Source organism: Pseudonocardia zijingensis (assembly GCF_042657305.1).
Taxonomy (GTDB): domain Bacteria; phylum Actinomycetota; class Actinomycetes; order Mycobacteriales; family Pseudonocardiaceae; genus Pseudonocardia; species Pseudonocardia zijingensis.
The window spans coordinates 360,112-378,423 of record NZ_JBHSKO010000005.1 but is presented as its reverse complement, the minus strand read 5'-3'; the positions used below and the strand labels follow the sequence as shown (position 1 = coordinate 378,423).

The 18,312-nt window shown below is 73.5% G+C and carries 20 protein-coding genes and 1 pseudogene; 12 read left to right on the top strand and 9 right to left on the bottom strand.

Translation table 11 applies throughout. From position 1 onward, the window contains the following. Window positions 1–148: 148 nt before the first annotated feature. Window positions 149–709, bottom strand: a complete 561-nt coding sequence (locus ACFPL3_RS13950) for a hypothetical protein (protein ID WP_343942345.1) — start codon at window positions 707–709, stop codon at window positions 149–151. 191 nt (window positions 710–900) lie between these two features. On the opposite strand from ACFPL3_RS13950, the gene ACFPL3_RS13945 reads away from it, so the two are divergent. After that, entirely contained in the window at window positions 901–2,610 is a 1,710-nt protein-coding gene (locus ACFPL3_RS13945) for an Hsp70 family protein (protein WP_343942344.1), read from the top strand. A gap of 8 nt (window positions 2,611–2,618) precedes the next feature. Here the strand turns inward: ACFPL3_RS13945 and ACFPL3_RS13940 are convergent, their stop codons facing one another. Genes ACFPL3_RS13940 through ACFPL3_RS13930 form a run of 3 tightly spaced genes read right to left on the bottom strand, consistent with a single transcriptional unit; the run spans window position 2,619 to window position 4,575 of the window. After that, window positions 2,619–3,833, bottom strand: coding sequence for an MFS transporter (locus tag ACFPL3_RS13940; protein WP_417715109.1), 1,215 nt, complete (start codon window positions 3,831–3,833; stop codon window positions 2,619–2,621). Window positions 3,834–3,865: 32 nt separating this feature from the next. Then, entirely contained in the window at window positions 3,866–4,060 is a 195-nt protein-coding gene (locus ACFPL3_RS13935; RefSeq protein WP_343942343.1) for a helix-turn-helix domain-containing protein, read from the bottom strand. A 53-nt stretch (window positions 4,061–4,113) separates the two neighbouring features. After that, window positions 4,114–4,575, bottom strand: coding sequence for a helix-turn-helix domain-containing protein (locus ACFPL3_RS13930; RefSeq protein ID WP_343942342.1), 462 nt, complete (start codon window positions 4,573–4,575; stop codon window positions 4,114–4,116). Between ACFPL3_RS13930 and ACFPL3_RS13925 the strand changes: the two genes are divergently transcribed. Then, on the top strand, window positions 4,565–5,584 hold the full coding sequence (locus ACFPL3_RS13925) for an LLM class flavin-dependent oxidoreductase (protein ID WP_343942341.1): 1,020 nt from the start codon (window positions 4,565–4,567) through the stop codon (window positions 5,582–5,584). The two genes, ACFPL3_RS13930 and ACFPL3_RS13925, sit on opposite strands and share 11 nt — an antisense overlap. 67 nt (window positions 5,585–5,651) lie before the next feature. On the opposite strand, the gene ACFPL3_RS13920 is transcribed toward ACFPL3_RS13925, so the two are convergent. Continuing rightward, window positions 5,652–6,365 carry a VOC family protein gene (locus tag ACFPL3_RS13920; protein WP_343942340.1) on the bottom strand — a complete coding sequence of 238 codons (714 nt, stop codon included), beginning with the start codon at window positions 6,363–6,365 and terminating at the stop codon, window positions 5,652–5,654. Window positions 6,366–6,419: 54 nt separating this feature from the next. Between ACFPL3_RS13920 and ACFPL3_RS13915 the strand changes: the two genes are divergently transcribed. Next, a complete protein-coding gene (locus ACFPL3_RS13915) occupies window positions 6,420–6,773 on the top strand; it encodes an ArsR/SmtB family transcription factor (RefSeq protein ID WP_343942339.1) in 354 nt (117 codons plus the stop codon). Window positions 6,774–6,776: 3 nt separating this feature from the next. Then, on the top strand, window positions 6,777–7,262 hold the full coding sequence (locus tag ACFPL3_RS13910) for an SRPBCC family protein (protein WP_343942338.1): 486 nt from the start codon (window positions 6,777–6,779) through the stop codon (window positions 7,260–7,262). A gap of 3 nt (window positions 7,263–7,265) precedes the next feature. On the opposite strand, the gene ACFPL3_RS13905 is transcribed toward ACFPL3_RS13910, so the two are convergent. Continuing rightward, entirely contained in the window at window positions 7,266–7,559 is a 294-nt protein-coding gene (locus tag ACFPL3_RS13905; protein ID WP_343942337.1) for a HigA family addiction module antitoxin, read from the bottom strand. Window positions 7,560–7,834: 275 nt separating this feature from the next. Here ACFPL3_RS13905 and ACFPL3_RS13900 point away from each other — a divergent pair, with 275 nt between their 5' ends. Next, window positions 7,835–8,668, top strand: coding sequence for an SCO6745 family protein (locus ACFPL3_RS13900; protein ID WP_343942336.1), 834 nt, complete (start codon window positions 7,835–7,837; stop codon window positions 8,666–8,668). Between the two features lie 84 nt (window positions 8,669–8,752). Further along, window positions 8,753–9,406 carry a nucleotidyltransferase domain-containing protein gene (locus ACFPL3_RS13895; RefSeq protein WP_343942335.1) on the top strand — a complete coding sequence of 218 codons (654 nt, stop codon included), beginning with the start codon at window positions 8,753–8,755 and terminating at the stop codon, window positions 9,404–9,406. A 244-nt stretch (window positions 9,407–9,650) separates the two neighbouring features. Here ACFPL3_RS13895 and ychF read toward each other — a convergent pair whose 3' ends face one another. Further along, window positions 9,651–10,724, bottom strand: coding sequence for a redox-regulated ATPase YchF (gene ychF, locus ACFPL3_RS13890; RefSeq protein WP_343942334.1), 1,074 nt, complete (start codon window positions 10,722–10,724; stop codon window positions 9,651–9,653). A gap of 811 nt (window positions 10,725–11,535) precedes the next feature. Here ychF and ACFPL3_RS13885 point away from each other — a divergent pair. Together ACFPL3_RS13885 and ACFPL3_RS13880 are read left to right on the top strand one after the other, a co-directional pair. Continuing rightward, window positions 11,536–11,718 (top strand): hypothetical protein, encoded by a 183-nt coding sequence (locus tag ACFPL3_RS13885; protein ID WP_343942333.1) that lies wholly within the window; start codon window positions 11,536–11,538, stop codon window positions 11,716–11,718. Between the two features lie 490 nt (window positions 11,719–12,208). Further along, window positions 12,209–12,529: a hypothetical protein gene (locus ACFPL3_RS13880; protein WP_343942356.1), complete on the top strand. Its 321-nt coding sequence runs from the start codon at window positions 12,209–12,211 to the stop codon at window positions 12,527–12,529. Window positions 12,530–12,553: 24 nt separating this feature from the next. Here ACFPL3_RS13880 and ACFPL3_RS13875 read toward each other — a convergent pair. After that, window positions 12,554–12,675, bottom strand: a pseudogene (locus ACFPL3_RS13875) (winged helix-turn-helix domain-containing protein); the annotation flags it as partial. 269 nt (window positions 12,676–12,944) lie between these two features. Between ACFPL3_RS13875 and ACFPL3_RS13870 the strand changes: the two are divergent. From ACFPL3_RS13870 to ACFPL3_RS13855, 4 genes are all read left to right on the top strand, one after another. Next, window positions 12,945–14,441 carry an AlkA N-terminal domain-containing protein gene (locus ACFPL3_RS13870; RefSeq protein WP_343942332.1) on the top strand — a complete coding sequence of 499 codons (1,497 nt, stop codon included), beginning with the start codon at window positions 12,945–12,947 and terminating at the stop codon, window positions 14,439–14,441. Further along, a complete protein-coding gene (locus ACFPL3_RS13865) occupies window positions 14,438–14,941 on the top strand; it encodes a methylated-DNA--[protein]-cysteine S-methyltransferase (RefSeq protein ID WP_343942331.1) in 504 nt (167 codons plus the stop codon). The genes ACFPL3_RS13870 and ACFPL3_RS13865 overlap by 4 nt, the downstream gene beginning before the upstream one ends. A 180-nt stretch (window positions 14,942–15,121) precedes the next feature. Further along, on the top strand, window positions 15,122–16,660 hold the full coding sequence (locus ACFPL3_RS13860) for a DNA recombination protein RmuC (RefSeq protein ID WP_343942330.1): 1,539 nt from the start codon (window positions 15,122–15,124) through the stop codon (window positions 16,658–16,660). Beyond that, window positions 16,657–17,397, top strand: coding sequence for a DUF6542 domain-containing protein (locus tag ACFPL3_RS13855; protein ID WP_343942329.1), 741 nt, complete (start codon window positions 16,657–16,659; stop codon window positions 17,395–17,397). The genes ACFPL3_RS13860 and ACFPL3_RS13855 overlap by 4 nt, the downstream gene beginning before the upstream one ends. Here the strand turns inward: ACFPL3_RS13855 and ACFPL3_RS13850 are convergent. Next, on the bottom strand, window positions 17,348–18,304 hold the full coding sequence (locus ACFPL3_RS13850; protein ID WP_343942328.1) for a 4-hydroxy-3-methylbut-2-enyl diphosphate reductase: 957 nt from the start codon (window positions 18,302–18,304) through the stop codon (window positions 17,348–17,350). The two genes, ACFPL3_RS13855 and ACFPL3_RS13850, sit on opposite strands and share 50 nt — an antisense overlap. Window positions 18,305–18,312 lie beyond the last annotated feature (8 nt).

The window sequence follows — 18,312 nt, the reverse complement described above, 5'->3', positions numbered from 1 at the left end:
TCCCGTCCTGTCGCCGTACGCGACGTTGACGTGCTGCGAGCCCGGGGAGCCCGCTCAGGGTAGCGATCCGCTCGGCAACAGGAGTCGTCCGAACGGCCGCTGATACACGGGCAGCCTGGGTATCAGCTCGGCCCGCCGGCCTGGTCCGTTAGCCGATGTCGAGCGGGTCGTCCAGGTCGTCCGGCGCCCCCAGCTCGGCACCGTCGACCACGTAGGCCTCGTCCGCCGCGGGCTCGACGGGGGCGGGCTCGGCGAACGGGTCGTCGGCGACGAGGTCGTCCACCGGCCCGGCACCCTCCTGAGCGGGCTGGGCGTCCGGCGCGCCGCCGTCGAGCTCGACGCTGTCGTCGGCCACCTCGGCAGGCACGTCCACCGGCCGCAGCCCGTCGAGGTCGTCGACGGCCGCGGAGCCCAGCGTGTCGTAGCCGACCACGTCGAGGCGCGCGTCCTGGGCGAGCTCGCGCAGGTAGCGGTCGGCGTGCTCCTCCGCGGTCTCGTCGGGCTGCTGCACGGGCGGGACGAGCTCGGGCGCGGGCCCGTCGGCCGACGAGAAGTCGGTGCGCAGGTTGTCGACGAAGATCGGGAGCAGCTCGGCGATCTCCACCGCGCTGAAGCCGTGGGCGTGCGCGATCACGGACGGACTGGTCCCGGGACTGTCCAGGATCATCCGCGTGACCTCCCAGATGGAGGCGCTCGGATCAGCAGACACGAAGCAACCCTACGAACTCCGGCGCCGGTCGCAATCAGGGATGCGACGCCGCTCGCGACGGTCCCGGGCGGGACCTCCTGGCCCGCGCGCCTTGGGGGGTTTAGGGGATCCGACCGCGACTTGCCCACCGGGGGATGACCGGGGGCGCACCGGACGTGGACGCTCCGATCGGAGCAGGCGAGGGGGCACCCATGGGCTACCAGCTGGGGATCGATCTCGGCACCACGTACACGGCGGCGTCGGTGTCCCGGGCCACGGCGCAGCAGCACGCCGAGCCGGAGATGGTGTCGCTCGGCGACCGTGCCGTACAGGTGCCCTCGGTGCTGTACCTCGCCCCCGACGGCACCGTCGTGGTCGGCGAGGCGGCCGAACGACGCGCGGCCACCGACCCGGACCGCGTGGTGCGCGAGTTCAAGCGGCAGGTCGGCGACGAGATCCCGCTGGTGGTGGGTGGCACGCCGTACCCGGCCCACGAGCTGGCCTCGATGTTGGTGGGTTGGGTGGTGCAGCGGGTGGCCGAGCGCGAGGGCGGCCCGGCGGACCGGATCGCGCTCACCCACCCCGCGTCCTGGGGCGCGCACAAGAAGGACCTGCTGCACGGGGCGCTGGCCGCCCGCGGCCTGAACGTCACGTTCCTGGCCGAGCCCCAGGCCGCCGCCCTCAGCTATGCGGCTGCCGAACGCGTGGAGCGCGGCTCGACGATCGCGGTCTACGACCTGGGCGGCGGCACCTTCGACTCGGCGGTGGTGCGCAAGAACGGCACGTTCACGCTGCTGGGGCACCCGGAGGGCATCGACCGGCTCGGCGGCGTCGACTTCGACGACGCCGTCTTCGAGCACGTCCGCGCCGCCGTCGGCGACGCCTTCGACCACCTCGACCCGGCCGACGACACCGCCGTGGCCGCGGTGGCGCGGCTGCGGCGCGAGTGCAAGGAGGCGAAGGAGGCGCTCTCGGTCGACACCGAGGTGCGGATCGCCGTACTGCTGCCGGGTCTGCAGACCGCGGTGCGTCTCACCCGCGGCGAGTTCGAGGCGATGATCCGTCCGCAGCTGGAGGAGAGCGTCGACGCGCTGGGCCGCGCGGTGGCCTCGGCCGGGTTGGCGTCCGCGGACCTGAACGCGGTGCTCCTCGTCGGCGGGTCGTCGCGGATCCCGTTGGTGGCCCAGCTGGTGTCGGCTGCGTTCGGCCGCCCCGTGGCGGTGGACGCCGACCCGAAGAACGCAATCGCGCTCGGCGCCGCGCTGTCGATCTCGCCGCGCCCGGAGTCGTGGCCCGCCGCCGCCATCCCGCCGATCCCGGAGCCCAGCGCGGCCGAGCAGACCGGTCCGCTGCCGCTGATCGTCGACCCGCCGCGTCCGCCGATGCCGTCGCTGCCCGCGCCCGACCAGCAGCCACCGCCCGACACCGGCACGCGCCGCCCGGCCGTCGTGCTGGGGGCGGGCGGCCTCCTCGTGGCGGCGGCGCTCGCTGCCGCGCTGCTGTACTCCCCCGAGCCCCCGCCGCCCGCGCCCACGGGCGGCACGACCACCTCGGTGGTGGAGGTCCCCCAGCTCACGCAGGTCCCCGCTCCCCAGGAGCCGGAGAGCGGCGGCGACCCGGCGCCCGCGCGCAACCAGGGCGGGGTGCAACCGCAACGTCCGCAACCCGAGCAGGGTGGCGGCGCCCGCCCCGAGCAACCCGAGACGGAGCCGGAACGGCCACCCACCACGACGACGACCACCACCGAGCCGGAGGTCCCCACGACCACCCCGACCACGGAGCCGGTCCCCCCGCCCTCGAGCGACAATCCGCCACCCGACACCGGCACGCCGGCGGGCGGCGCCCCGGCCGCGGGCAGCACCGCGTCGACCGGGGACGAGGAGGGCACGGGCGAGGAGGGGCCCGCCACCCCCACCACCTGAGGTCGGCGTCAGGCGGCCGGTGCCGGCTCGGTGACGTGTGCGCGGGGCAGCAGGAGCGGCGTGGCCAGGAGCAGCACGCCCGCCGCCGCGAGCGCCGCGCGCGGGCCGGTGGCGGCGGCCACCAGACCCCAGACGGCGGTTGTGGCCGCGATCGTGAGCTTGGTGGTGACCGACCACGCCGACAGCGCCCGTGCCACCTGCCCGGCCGGGATCTCGTCGAGCCGGTGGGCTGCGAGCACCGTGTTGTACGCGCTCGCGCAGACGATCAGCCCGAGCTCCACTCCGATCACCAGGACGAGCCCGCTCGTGCCCTCGTGCACGAACGCCAGCCCGACGGGCCAGCAGGCGCGCAGGACCCCGGCGACGCGCAGCACCCGCAGCCGCCCGTACCTGTTCACGCAGCGCCGGGCGAGCCGCGAACCGACCAGACCGCCCAGGCACGGCACCGCGAACGCGACGCCGTAGTGCCATGGCGTGAACCCCAGCTCGCCGAGCATGAGCACCGCGAGCAGCGGCGCTCCCGCCATGATCAGGCCGTTGACCAGCGCAGTGTTGACCAGCAGCGGGCGCAGCGTGCGGTGGGCCAGGATGCAGCGCCACCCGTCGAGCAGGTCGCGCAGGCGCAGGCGTGGCTGTTCCGGCGGGGCGGGCCGGGGTTCCGTCCCGCCGATCGCCCGGATGCCCGCGGCGGAGAGCAGGTAGCTGACGGCATCGACCGCCACCATCGTCACCGGCCCGAACATCCCCATCGCGACGCCGCCGATCGGCGGCCCGACCGCCGTGGCGGTCCACATCGTCGACTCGAACCGCCCGTTCGCCACCACCAGGTCCTCCGGGCGCACCAGCGACTTCAGGTACGCGCCCGCGGCGGCCTGGAACGTGATGTCGGCCGCCGCCACCACAACCGCCACCACCACGAGCTGGACGTACGACAGCACGCCCGCCGCGTACGCGACCGGGACGCTCATCATGGCCGCGAACCGCGTGCCGTCCATCGCGATCATCACGGGACGCTTGCGGCGCAGGTCCACCCACGGGCCCAGCGGCACCGCGACCACCGCCCCCACCGCGAGCCCCGCCGCCGCCAGCGCCGACACCGCGGCCGGCCCGACCTCCAGCACGAAGATCGCGATCAGCGTGAAGGCGTTGAAACCGAGCCAGGTGCCGAACGTGCTGACCGCGTACGCGCCCCACAACCACCCGAACCGCCGCCCCAGCGCCACCCTGTGATCGAACACCCGGGGGGCCGACAGTCCTACTCCCGGCGGGTACGGAGGTTCAGCAGCTGCTCACGCAGGTCCTCGATGTCCCACAGGTACCGGCCCGACCTCTTGTCCCCACCCGGCGTGACCAGGGCCGGCCGCAGCCTGCCCTCCTGGGCCCACCTCGCCAGCGAGCGTGCCGACACCCCGAGCTCCCGCGCCGCCTGGGTGGTCGTCAGCAGGTCCACGCGGCGACCGTACGTGTGCACCACCGGCCTGAGCACACCCGGGCTGACAGGGCCTAATCGCGGCGGGTTCGGAGCTGCCGGAGTTGTTCCCGCACATCCTCCGACTGCCAGCGGTACTGACCGCCCGGTGTGACCAGCGTCGGTTGCAGCTTCCCCTCCTGCGCCCAGCGCGCGATCGACCGCGCGGAGAGGCCGAGCTCACGAGCCAGCTCACCTGTCGTCAGGAGCCGATCCGCTGCCACTCCCGGACGGTACGTCCGCTCGTCTGTCCTGGTCAGCCTTAGTGACTCGGCTCGCGTGGATAGCGTACATGTCCGAGTTGGCTTAGTCTGCAGGTATGGCGTTCTGGATGACCGAGCTGCTGGGCGGAGTCCGAGGCGGAGGGGTGGTGGTTCGCGAAGGAGGCGGTGAACCGCCCGTACCGACCGACCCACCGCCGTCGCCCGCGGGGCCTGTGGAGCATGCCCCCGGAATGACAGGCGTGCCCGCGGGGTTCGTTGCAGCGTGAAGAACATTGGCTTCCTGTCGTTCGGACACTGGTCGGAGGGTCCGCACTCGATGGTGCGCACGGGTGCGGACGCCCTGCTGCAGTCGATCGAGCTGGCCGTGGCCGCGGAGGAGCTGGGCGCCGACGGCGCGTACTTCCGGGTGCACCACTTCGCGCAGCAGCTCGCGTCCCCGTTCCCGTTGCTGGCCGCCGCCGGGCCGCGCACGAGCCGGATCGAGCTGGGCACCGCGGTGATCGACATGCGGTACGAGAACCCGCTCTACATGGCCGAGGACGCGGGCGCCGCGGACCTCATCGCCGGTGGCCGCCTGCAGCTGGGGATCAGCCGCGGGTCGCCGGAGCAGGTGATCGACGGCTTCCGCTACTTCGGGTACGTGCCGCCCGAGGGCACGAGCGACGCCGACATGGCCCGCGAGCACACCCGGGTGTTCCTCGACGTGATCACGGGCAAGGGCTTCGCGCGCCCCAACCCGCGCCCGATGTTCCCCAACCCGCCGGGCCTGCTGCGCATCGAGCCGCACTCGCCGGGGCTGCGTGACCGGATCTGGTGGGGTGCGGGCACCCGCGCCACGGCGGAGTGGACGGCCGAGCAGGGCATGAACCTGATGAGCTCGACGCTGCTCACCGAGGACACCGGCGTGCCCTTCCACCAGCTGCAGGCCGAGCAGATCCAGCGGTTCCGAGACGCGTGGAAGGCCGCGGGGCACGAGCGCGAACCGCGCGTCTCGGTGAGCCGCAGCATCTTCCCGATCGTCACCGACCTCGACCGGCAGCTCTTCGGCCGCGAGCGCGGCAGCACCGACCAGGTCGGGTTCCTCGACGGCGGCAACGCCCGGTTCGGCCGCAGCTACGCGGGCGAACCGGACGAGCTGGCCGACGAGCTCGCCGAGGACGAGGCGATCGCGGCCGCCGACACGCTGCTGCTCACCGTGCCGAACCAGCTGGGCGTCGAGTACAACGCCCACGTCCTCGAGAGCGTGCTGACGCACCTCGCCCCGAAGCTCGGCTGGCGCTGACCGCCGGTATCGGTTGTCCGTTGCTGCGGACACAGCAACAGAGAACCGATACCGCGGATCATCGCGTTCACCCCCGCGGTGGCGGGAGCACGCAGAACTCGTTGCCCGACGGGTCGGCGAACACGATCCAGGGCAGTTCGCCCTGCCGGGTCAGCTGCCGCGCCCCCATGCCGGTGACGCGCGGCACCGGGTCGCCGTCCTCGTGGTCGGCGCGGACGTCGAGGTGCAGGCGGCTCTTCCCCCGCCTCGGCTCCGGCTCGGGGCAGAGCTCCAGCAGCGGCCCGGCGCCGGACGGGTGGCGCAGCGACACCAGGCCCGCCACGCCGTCGAACGGCACCCAGCCGGTGATCCCGGCCCAGAACGCGGCGTCGCGTTCGGGGTCGGCGCTGTCGAGCGGCAGCGCCGCGATCGGGCCGGTTCCGCGGTAGGCCTCCCGGTCCTCCATCACGCAGAACGCGTTGCCCTCCGGGTCGGCGAGCACCGCCCACGGCACGTCGCCCTGGCCGATGTCGGCGGGGGTCGCGCCCAGCCCCAGCAACCTCTCGACGACCTCCTGCTGCCGGGCGCCGCCCGCAAGGTCGAGGTGCAGCCGCGCCGGCGCCGAGGACGGCTCAGCGACGTGCCCGAAGCACAGGTCGAGGAACGCGTCGCCGGACAGGGGCAACCGGGTCTCGAAGCCATCCGGCCCGTCGGTGATCGGCTCGGCGCCGAGTGCGGCGCTCCAGAACAGACCGAGCGTGCGGGGGTCACGGGCGTCCCACACGACGTTCTCCAGACGCATACCGGACAGCGTGCCAGTCCTTGACATACAACCGATCGGTTGTATGTTTGTGCCGTGACCGACGCGGACGAGGACCGGGCGGACGCCCTGTTCCACGCGCTCGCCGACCGCACCCGGCGCGACATCATGCGCAGGGTGCTGGCCGGGGAGCACTCGGTCTCCGCGCTCGCGGCGAAGTACGACATGAGCTTCGCCGCGGTGCAGAAGCACGTCGCCGTGCTGGAGAGGGCCGGCCTGCTCACGAAGCGGCGCAACGGCCGTGAACAGCTGGCCAGCGGTGACGTGGCGGCGGTGCGGTCGGTGCGGTCCATGCTCACCGAGCTGGAACAGCTCTGGCGTGGCCGCATCGCACGCATCGACGAATTGCTCGCGCTCGACCCCACGACCCGTCCCGACCAGGAGGACTGAGCCATGCCCGTCACCGACGTCCAGCACGACATCGACAGCCGGACCCTGACCATCACCGCCGAGTTCGCGGCACCTCCGGAGCGGGTCTGGCAGATCTACGCCGACCCGCGCCAGCTCGAGAAGATCTGGGGCCCTCCGGGCTACCCGGCCACCTTCGTGGAGCACGACCTCTCACCCGGAGGCCGGGCCCACTTCTACATGACCAGCCCGGAGGGCGAGAAGTTCGCCGGGTACTGGAAGGTCCTGGCCGTCGACGAGCCGAGGAGCTTCACGTTCGAGGACGGTTTCGCCGACCTCGAATTCAACGCGATCCCCGACATGCCGGTCTCGACGAACGTCTACACGTTCACCGAGCACGACGGCCACACCCGCGCGACCTACGTGGCCACCTACGAGACCGCGGAAGGACTCGAGAAGGTGCTGGCGATGGGCGTCGTGGAGGGCGCGAGCTCCGCGATCAACCAGATCGACGACCTCCTCGCGGCCTGACCGTCAGGCCGACCGCAGTGGTTCGATCCGGCCCAGCGCCTCACCCAGCGCGTCGCGCTCGATCTCGAGGTCGTAGCGGTTCTGCAGGTTGACCCAGAAGAGATCGGTGGTGCCGAAGTAGCGGGCCAGGCGCAGGGCCGTGTCGGCCGTGATCCGGCGCTTGCCGTGCACGATCTCGTTGATGCGCCGCGGCGGCACGCCGATCGCCACCGCGACCTTGTGCTGGGTGATCCCGAGCGGCTCGATGAAGTCCTCCATCAGGACCTCGCCCGGGTGCACGGGGGCGAGCTCGTCCATCGATGCCACCCCCTCAGTGGTAGTCCACGATCTCGACGTCCTCCGATCGCCCCGGAGCGCCTCCAGGCGGTTGCCGGGTGGCACCCGGAGATCGTCGAGCGTGACCGCGGCGTCGAGGTGCCCCAGCTTCCGGAGCGCTGCTCGGTGCCCCGGTCCCCGAACGACCCGATCACCCCATCCAGCAAAACGCATCGCGTTGACGACGTCACGCGTCGAACCCGAACTCGGCGAGCGATCGCCGATGAGTCCGGGGCGCCCGCGTGGTCCGATCAGACATGGCCACCGCGAGAACCGCCCGCCGCATGTTCGAGCTCCTCGAGCCGATCTGCCTCGTCACTTTCTTCGCCGACGAGTGCAACGAGGAGCTGGCGGCCCTCGGCCACCGCACCTACTGGGACGGCTACTTCGCCAGCCGCGCCGCACCGCTGGGGCGGGTGGCCGCGCAGGTCGTGCACGCCGCGTTCTACAGCTTCGCCGACGGGGAGGCCGCCCGGCACATCCCGAGCGCGTGGGAGACGATCCCGCCCGAGGCGTCCGTCGCCGCCCGGGAGCGGGGCAGCGCCGCCTCGATCCGGCGCATCCTCGGCGACGACCTGGCCCGCTCCCCCGGCCTGGTGCGCGCCGCCGACCTGACCACCAAGGCCGCGACCAGCGCACCGACGGAAGGCCGGGTGATGTACGCCGGGATGCGCACGCTCCCGGTGCCCGCCGACCCGGTCGCCCGGCTGTGGCACTCCGCCACCATGCTGCGCGAACACCGCGGTGACGGGCACGTGGCCGCGCTCGTCTGCCACCGCATCGGCGGCACCGGGTCCCACGTGCTGTCCGCGCTGGAGATGGGCATCCACCCGCCCGAGTCGTTCGGGCGCATCCACCACCTGCCGAAGAAGCGGCTGGCCGAGGTGATGGGCGGCCTGCGCGAGCGCGGGCTCGTCGACGCCGACGGCCGGTTCACCGACGCCGGCCGCGAGACCAAGCGGCGCATCGAAGAGCTCACCGACGAGCTCGCCACCCCGCCCTACGACGCCCTCTCCCCCGCCGAGCTCGACGAGCTGGTCGCCGAACTCGAACCCATCACCGCGAAGCTGGTGGCCTCGGGGTCGCGGTGAGCGCCGTGCCCAGCCGGGACGGGATCGGCTCGTCGCAACGCCGCTTCGCCTCACCGCCCTCATCTCGGTCATACGCTGTGCCGGATGCTCGATCATGAGGAGGTAATCCGGCTCTACGGCCCGTGGAGGGATCGCACTCCCCCGGACGCGGCAAAGCTGCTCCGCGACTACCCGGGTCGCTGGTGGATCGCCGGCGGATGGGCCATCGACGCCTTCGTCGGATCGTTCCGCGAGCACGGCGACCTCGATCTCGGCATCCCGCGGGAAGAAGCCGGAGGTTTCGCGGCCTTCGTCTCGTCGGAACTCGACGTCTGGGCCGCAGCGGGAAGCCTGACACCGATCCTCCCCGGCCGGGACTCACGCATCCCCGGTGAATGCGGCAACCTCTGGCTGCGGGCCGGCGGTGCCGAGCCGTGGGAGTTCGACGTCCTGCTCGAGAGCGTCCGGGGCGGCACGTGGCACCACAAGCGTGCCCCGCACGTCACGAAGCCCCTCGCCGAATGCCTGTGGACCCGCGAGGGGATCTCGTACCTGGCACCCGAGATCCAGCTCGTCCTCAAGGCGAAGCACGTCCGGCCGAAGGACACCCTGGATCTTCAACGCTGCCTGCCCCACCTCGACGGCGCACGCCGCTCCTGGCTCGAGACGATCGTGCGGCAGGAGCATCCCCGGCATCCGTGGCTCCCGCTGCTGACGCCGTCGGTTAGGAGATCGCTCAACGAGCGCCCACTCTCCTGACCACGAGCGTCTGCGAGAGGCGATCGGCGAACGCCTCCAGAGCTTCCAGGTAGGACGTGTGCCCACCGGGGAGTGGCCGGCTGATGCGGGACTATGCGGACCGTCTGCGGGCCACGCTGCTGACACATCCCGAGGCCGTGCCGATCTTCGCCACCCGGCCCGTCCGTTCGCCGTCCGCGATCGAGATCGGTGGGCCAGCTGCTCGACCCTCAGCGGCCTGCTGGCCGGCGAGAACAGGGGCCGATCAGACGTTGAAGCGGAACTCCACCACGTCGCCGTCGGCCATGACGTAGTCCTTGCCCTCCATCCGCACCTTGCCCGCGGCCTTGGCGGCGGCCATCGACCCGGCCTCGACGAGGTCGTCGTAGGACACGATCTCGGCCTTGATGAAGCCGCGCTCGAAGTCGGTGTGGATCACGCCGGCCGCCTGGGGCGCGGTGGCGCCCTTCTTGATCGTCCAGGCGCGCGCCTCCTTCGGGCCCGCGGTGAGGTAGGTCTGCAGGCCCAGCGTGTGGAAGCCGGCGCGCGCAAGCGAGTACAGCCCCGGCTCCTCCTGGCCGATCGACTCCAGCAGCTCGCGGGCCGACTCCTCGTCCAGCTCCAGCAGCTCCGCCTCGACCTTGGCGTCGAGGAACACCGCGTCGGCCGGGGCGACCAGTGCCTCGAGCTCCTTGCGGCGGCCCTCGTCGGAGAGCACCGCCTCGTCGGCGTTGAAGACGTAGAGGAACGGCTTCGTGGTGAGCAGCGACAGCTCGCGCAACGGCTCGCGGTCGACGCCGGCCGCGAAGAGGGTGGTGCCCCCGTTCAGCACTTCGACGGCGCGCTCGGCCGCCTCCAGCGCCGGGCGGCGGTCCTTGTGGGTGCGCGCCTCCTTCTGCAGGCGCGGCACGGCCTTCTCCAGCGTCTGCAGGTCGGCGAGGATCAGCTCGGTGGAGATCGTCTCGATGTCGCCCGCGGCGTCGATGCGACCGTCGACGTGCACGACGTCCGGGTCGTCGAACACGCGCACGACCTGGCAGATCGCGTCCGACTCGCGGATGTTCGCGAGGAACTTGTTGCCCAGCCCCGCACCCTCCGAGGCGCCCTTGACGATGCCGGCGATGTCGACGAAGGACACCGTGGCCGGCACGGTCCTGGCCGACGAGAACATCTTCGCCAGCACGTCGAGGCGCGCGTCGGGCAGCGGCACCACCCCGACGTTCGGCTCGATCGTGGCGAACGGGTAGTTCGCGGCGAGCACGTCGTTGCGGGTGAGGGCGTTGAACAGCGTCGACTTGCCCACGTTGGGCAGGCCGACGATGCCGAGGGTGAGTGACACGAGAATCCAGGGTAGTCGCGGTCAGCTCACGGCCTGCAGGTACGCGAGCACGGCGCGGGCGCGGCGGTTTTCGTCGTCGGACGGCGCCGGCGCGAGCTTGCCGAAGATGCTGCTGATGTGCTTGCCCACCGCCTTCTCGGTGACGGTCAGCGCAGCCAGGCGAGCGAAGTCGTGGCGTGCACCCAGAACTACTCGAGCCCCGGCCTCTCGCCGGAGGCATGATCATTGTTTCGGTACGAATCCCGCCGTCACGGGTCGGGAAACGCGCCCGACTGACGATCATGGCCTTGCCGGGGCAGGGCTCGCTGCCGCTCCCCGGGGAGCCCCCGCGCCCCGTCGGGCAGCCCTGGCCGGCCCGCTCCGGTGGCAGCCGAGGCCGCCCGTGTGTCGCGGGCGAGCCTCCGTTCCCGGCGCCGAGCGCCCAGTCGTCGCGTGGCCAGTTGGCACCACTGCCGGAAGACCTGGTTGCTCCGACGGCCGTCCCGACGCGGGGGCACGCCCGTTCCCCGGCGACCGTCCCGCTGGCGGCCCCTCCTTCGCCTGTGGTGCCGTTCCGCACCGGCGCCCGGGCGTGATCACAGGTTTGGCGCGATAACGGGCGAAATCGACCCGGGAATGCGCCCACTTCGTGATCATCGGGCCGGTGGGGGCCAGGCTCGCGGCGCGCGCGAGCCGACGGGGGGTCCAAGCCACCCCGCCGTAGGGCTGACCCCCGGGTCGATCCGGGTCCCAGCCCGATCGTCTTCCGACCTCCCTGCCGGAAGCGTGGCCCTCGTGACCCCCCACCCCGTCCCGCCGTGCTGAGCCCGTCGTGCTGACCGCGCTGCTCCACACCGCCGCGGCGTGGCCCGTGCGGGTCGTGCTGGTCGTCGCCTCTGCGGTGCTGGTCGTCGAGAGCGGCTCGCTCGTCGGGATCGCCCTGCCCGGCAGCACGCTCCTCGTGGCGCTCGGGCTCTGGTCGCTCGCCGGGCACGTTGTCCGGGTCGGGGTGTGACGCCGGCCGCAGGACCCGGCCCTCCCCGCGCTCGCCACCGCCGCCGATCCCGTCCGGCTGTCCGAGGCGCTGCGGTCCCCGGGGTACGACGCGACGCGGTCCCACGGGTCCGGGTGCGGTCTCGGTCGCCGCCGACGCCCCCGGCGCACCACAGGCGGCCGAGCCCTCCCACGAATCGGCCGACTCGCCCTACGACAGCCCCGACGACACGCCTGACGACAACACCCCGGACGACGCCTGACGGTGGGTACGGGGCGGGGAAGGGACGTCGCCCCTCTCCGCCCGCGGCCGTCGCCGACTGGCCGGTAGCCGCTCAGCGCGCCCGTTCGCCCGTTCGCGGAACCCGGATAACGCGGCCGGAGCTGGCTCGATGGTCTGAGTGGAGCTGCTGCCGGAACGAAGGGTGGTCGTCGTGCGGTTCCCGCCCCGACTCGTGCTCGCGGCCTCGGCCGTGATCATGATTGCCGCGAGCAGCGGTGCCGTACTTCTGATGCCCGGAAACGCCGGCGAGGACACCGTTCCGGTCCCCGAGATCGCCGTGGCCTCCGACCAGCAGCAGGTACCCGAGACCACGCTCACGCCCGGGCCCTCGATCACCGGGGAGCAGCTCGCCGCCGTCGGGCTCACCCCTGCCCGCGACCGGGCCGCCGCGCTGATCGAGGAGCAGGCCCGTGCCGAGGAGGAACGAGCCCGGCAACGCGAGCGGCGCTCCGACGACGACGGTGATGACCAGGACCGGTGGCGCGAGTTGCGCGACGAGATCCGGGACGCCTGCGACGACGGCCGCATCCGCGGACCGATCTGCCGGTGAGCTTCCGGTGGGTCGGCCCCGGCCGTCGTCGAGCCGGTAGCCCATCCCCCGCACCGTCGTGATCCGCTCCGCTCCGAGCTTGCGGCGCAGGTACCGCACGTAGACGTCCACGACGTTGGACCCGGGGTCGAGTCGTAGCCCCACACGTCGCGGGCGGTCAGCACGATCACCGACCGCAGGGACCGCAGCACCGCGAAGCCGTCGAGGCCCGGCAGGCCGATGTGCCCGGGTCAGCCGCCACCGGCTCGGCGGCGGGTCGGGCGGGGGCGTCGGCATCGCGGTCCCTGCGGGGCCGGTTCCGCCGGTCCGGTGGCGGGGCCGCCGGTGGCGCGGCGGGCGCCCGCAGCGATCTCATCAGCGGGCAGCGTCCGATTCCCGCCAGTCGGAAGCCGTTGCGGGTGGCAGAGTCGACGGCGTGCTGCTCGACCAGGAACGTTGCTACCGCGCCGTCGCCTCGCGCGACGCCCGCTTCGACGGGCACTTCATCACGGCGGTGCGTACGACCGGGATCTACTGCCGGCCGTCGTGCCCCGCGGTGACGCCGAAGCGCCACAACGTCGAGTTCCTCCCGACAGCCGGTGCCGCCCAGCAGCGCGGATACCGCGCGTGCCGCCGGTGCCAGCCCGACGCCGTGCCGGGTTCCCCGGACTGGAACCTGCGCGCCGACCTCGCCGCGCGGGCGATGCGCCTCATCGCCGACGGCGTGGTGGAGCGCGAGGGCGTGCCCGGGCTCGCGGCCCGGCTCGGCTACTCGGAGCGCCACCTCAACCGGGTGCTCACCGCGGAACTCGGCGCGGGCCCGCTGGCGCTGGCCAGGGCGCACCGGGCGCACACCGCGCGGCTGCTCATCGAGACCACACCGCTCGGGATGGCCGACATCGCGTTCGCGGCCGGGTTCGCGAGCGTGCGGCAGTTCAACGACACGGTCCGGGAGGTCTACGGGGTGCCGCCCACCACGCTGCGGACGGAGGCGGGGCGCCGCCGCGGCGCGGCCCCAGCGGTCGCGGGCACGCTGGTGCTGCGGCTGCCCTACCGCCCTCCGTTCGACGCCGACGGGCTGCTCGCGTTCTTCGCCGCCCGCGCGATCGAGGGCGTGGAGTCGGTGGAGGGCACCACCTACCGCCGCACGCTGCGGCTGCCGCACGGTGCGGCCACCGTGGCTCTCGACCTCGTGCCGACGCCGCGCAACGGGCACGTCGTGGCCACGCTGCGGCTCGCCGACCCGCGCGACCTCGGTCCGGCCGTCGCCCGGCTGCGCAGGCTGCTCGACCTGGACGCCGACCCGGTGGCCGTCGACGCCGCGCTCGGCGCCGACCCGGACCTCGCGCCGGCTGTCGCGGCGGTGCCGGGGATCCGGCTGCCGGGCACGGTCGACGGTGTCGAGACCGCGCTGCGGGCGGTGCTGGGCCAGCAGGTCTCGGTGGCCGCGGCCCGCACCGCGGCGAGCCGGCTCGCCGCCGCGCTCGGCGAACGGCTGCCCGCCGGCCTGGCAGGCGACGGCCCTGACCTGCTCTTCCCCACCCCGGAGGCGATCGCCGAGCGGGGCGCGGAGGTGCTCACCGGGCCGCAGCGGCGGATCGCGACCGTCGTCGGGCTGGCCGGGGCCGTGGCCGACGGCTCCCTCGTGCTCGACCCCGGGTGCGACCCCGCCGAGCTGCGCACCACGCTGTGCGCGCTGCCCGGCGTCGGGCCGTGGACCGCGGGCTACCTCGCGATGCGACTCCTCGGCGACCCCGACGAGCTGCTCGCCACCGACCTCGGCGTGCGCCGCGGCGCGGCCGCGCTCGGGCTCCCGTCCGACCTCGCCGGTCTGACGGCCCGGGCCGCCGGCTGGGCGCCGTGGCGCTCCTACGCCGCCACCCACCTCTGGCGGGCGATGCCCGCCGCCACCTCGAACGGAAGGACGTCATGAGCACCGCCACCTGGGCCACGACCGACACGCGGATCGGCCCCTTCACCGCGGTCGTCGACGCCGACGGGGCCGTGCTGGCCTCGGGCTGGACGGCCGACCTCGGCGAGCTCCTGCCGCAGGTCCACCCGACGCTGCGCCCCGCAGAGCTCGTGGCGGGCGACCTCGGCCCCGTCGGCGACGCGATCGTCCGCTACCACGACGGCGACCTCTCCGCGATCGACGACGTGCCCGTGCGGCAGCGGTCGGGCGCGTTCCTCGAGCACGCGTGGGAGGTGCTGCGCACGGTGCCGGCCGGCGCGCCGGTGACCTACACCGAGTACGCCGCGAAGTCCGGCCGTCCGGCGGCGGTGCGGGCGGCGGCGTCGGCCTGCGCGCGCAACGCGGCGGCCCTGTTCGTCCCCTGCCACCGCGTGCTGCGGACCGACGGCACCCTCGGCGGCTTCCGCTGGGGGGTGGAGGTCAAGCGGGCGCTCCTGGAGCACGAGGCGCAAGGCGCGTAGGTCTCTCCCGAGGGGGGCAGGAAAGCCACATTCAGGGCCGCTGCGGCCCTGAATGTGGCTTTCCTGAACTTCCCCCGGGCCCCGCCCCGCTCGACCGTCCGTTCGACCGTTCGCCGATCAACCGCCCCCGCGCCCGCGTGCCTTCCACAGATCGTCGGCCCCGTCCGTGAGGCTGGTGGGATGGAGACCGCGACCGTATCCGTGCTGCTCATCGGCATCATCGTGGGCGCAGCGCTGGGCGCGGGGGCCGTGTGGTTCCTCCTGACGTCCCGGGCCCGGCTCTCCGCGGCGGAGGCCGCGAAGGCCGCGGCCGACGCCACCGCGATGCTGCGGGCCGACGCCGCCGGGCTGCGTGCCGAACGGGCCGGGCTGGTGCAGCGGCTCGACGAGCTCACCGCCGCGCACGACGTGGTGGTCGAGCGCATGCGGAAGGCCGAGGCGGAGTCGGCGGCCGCCACGGCGGCGCTGCGCAGCGAACGCGAGGCGGGGGCGCAGCGCGAGGCACTGCTCACCCGGCGCGACGCCGAGCTGAAGCAGGCGTTCCAGGCGTTGTCAGCCGACGCGCTGGCCCGCAACAACGAGCAGTTCGTGGCGCTGGCCGAGGGCCGGATCAAGGAGGCGACGGCCGCGCTGGCCTCGAAGGCCGACGGCGACGCGGCGGCCCACGCGCAGGCGATCAGCAAGATGGTGGACCCGGTGGCCGCGGCGCTGCAGCGCGTCGAGGGGCAGCTGCGCACCGTCGAGAAGGAGCGGGAGTCGGCGTACGCGAGCCTGCGCGAGCAGGTCACCGCCATGCGTTCGAGCTCCGAGCGGCTGCAGGACGAGACGAAGCAGCTGGTCAACGCGCTGCGGGCACCTCAGGTGCGCGGCCGGTGGGGCGAGTTGCAGCTGGAGCGGATCGTGCAGCTCGCCGGGATGGTCGAGCACTGCGACTTCTCCACGCAGGTCGTCGGGCGGGGCGAGGACGGCGGGGTCCGCCCCGACCTGGTGGTGCACCTCGCGGGCGGCAAGCAGGTGGTGGTGGACGCGAAGGTGCCGTTCGCCGCGTACCTGGAGGCGGTGGAGTCCCGCGACCCCGAGGTCCACCGCGAGCGTCTCGCCGCCCACGCCCGCCAGCTGCGCCAGCACGTCGACGCGCTCAGCGCCAAGAGCTACTGGGCGGCGTTCCAGCCCTCGCCCGAGTTCGTGGTGCTGTTCGTGCCGGGCGACCCGTTCCTGGAGGCGGCACTCCAGTCCGACCCGGCGCTGCTGGAGCACTCCTTCTCGAACAACGTCGTGATCGCCACGCCCACCACGCTGATCGCCCTGCTGCGCACCGTGGCCTACACCTGGCGGCAGGAGGCGCTGGCCCGCAACGCCGCGCAGGTGCACCAGCTGGGCAAGGAGCTGCACAGCAGGCTCGCCACGATGGGCACCCACGTCGCCAAGCTGGGCCGCAGCCTCGACTCCGCGGTGTCGAGCTACAACCAGACGGTGTCCTCGCTGGAGGCCCGGGTGCTGGTCACGGCACGCAAGCTCACCGACCTCGGCGCGGCCGACGGGGAGATCGCCGAGCCGGCGCAGGTCGAGCGCGCACCGCGGACGGTGGCGGCGCCCGAGCTGGTGGCGTCGGCCGCGGAGTCCCTGGTGGCGCTGCACGAGCTCAACCGCGTCGATCGACCGGGTGAACGCACTGGCGGCGACGGACGCGGGGAGTCGCGGGCTACCGTGACGGGATGACCGAACCGGCAGGTGAGCGCAGTCCTCGACGTCGCCCGTCCGCCGATTCCGCCCGCGGCTCCGCCCGGCCTCGCACCGGTGCGTCCGGCCGCGGCGCACGCACGGGATCGGCGGCCGCCCGCTCCCCGAAGGCGGCGCGCAGCGGGGCCGATCCGGCGAAGGACGGGTCGGCGGCCCGCCGGTCGCCCGCGCGTCCGGCGAAGGAGACGACGCCCCCGGCCAAGCTCCCGGCGAAGGCGGCACGCGAGCGGCCCGCCCCGGAGCGGGGCGCGGGCGGGCGCTGGCCGATGGCCGACCGCTCGGCGCTGCCCTCCGTGCTAGGCCTGCCCCCGATCGCGGCGGTCGGGCTCGCAGCCGCGCTCACCGCGATCGGCGTGCTCGTCGACCTCACGTGGGTCGGCAACCTCAGCACCGTGTTCACGGTCTGCCACCTCACCGGGTGCGTGCTCGCGGTGGTCTGGGTGCGCCGCACCGGGCTGTTCGGCCCGATGGTCCAGCCGCCGTTGCTGGTGGCCGCCGCGGTGCCGGTGGTGGTGCTCGCCTCCGGCCCGCCGCGGCCCGGTCAGGGGGTGGCCGAGCAGCTGCTGGTGATCGGGGCACCCCTGGTGAACGCGTTCCCGGTGATGGCGTGGACCACCGGCGCGGTGCTGGTGGTGGGTGTGGCGCGGGCGCTGGTGCAGCGCCCGGTCAACGCGCCGCGCGAGCCGGCCGGAGCTCGCGAGGCAGCGAGAACCTGAGGGTCTCCTCGGCGGTGGTGACCTCCTCCACCGACTCCCAGCCGCGCTCGGCGAGGTGGTCGATCACCCCACGCACGAGCACCTCGGGCACCGACGCGCCGCTCGTGATCCCGACCGTGGTGACGCCCTCGAGCCAGGCGTCGTCGATCTCGCGGGCGTAGTCGATGAGGTGCGCGGCCCCGGCGCCCGCGGTGAGCGCCACCTCGACGAGCCGCACCGAGTTGGACGAGTTCTTGGAGCCGACGACGAGCACCAGGTCGCAGTGCGGCGCCATCGCCTTGACGGCCACCTGCCGGTTCTGGGTGGCGTAGCAGATGTCGTCGCTCGGGGGGTTCTGCAGCGAGGGGAACCGCTCGCGCAGCGCCCGCACCGTCTCCATCGTCTCGTCGACCGACAGCGTGGTCTGCGAGAGCCACACGACCTTCTCCGGGTCGCGGACCGCGACGTTCGCGACGTCGGCTGCCGTCTCCACCAGCTGGATGTGCTCGGGGGCCTCCCCGGAGGTGCCCTCGACCTCCTCGTGCCCGTGGTGGCCCACCAGCAGGATGTCGTAGTCCTCGCGGGCGAAGCGCTTCGCCTCGCCGTGCACCTTGGTGACGAGCGGGCAGGTGGCGTCGATGGTTCGCAGGCCCCGGTCCTTCGCCTGCTCGCGCACCGCGGGCGAGACGCCGTGGGCGGAGAACACGACGAGCGCGCCCTCGGGCACCTCGTCCGCCTCGTCCACGAAGATCGCGCCGCGCTCGCTGAGCGTCTCGACGACGTGCACGTTGTGCACGATCTGCTTGCGCACGTAGACCGGCGGGCCGTGCTGCTCGAGCGCCTGTTCGACGGCCTCGACGGCCCGGTCGACACCAGCGCAATACCCGCGTGGCGCGGCCAGCAGGACGCGCTTCGTGGCAACCGACATGCCACCAG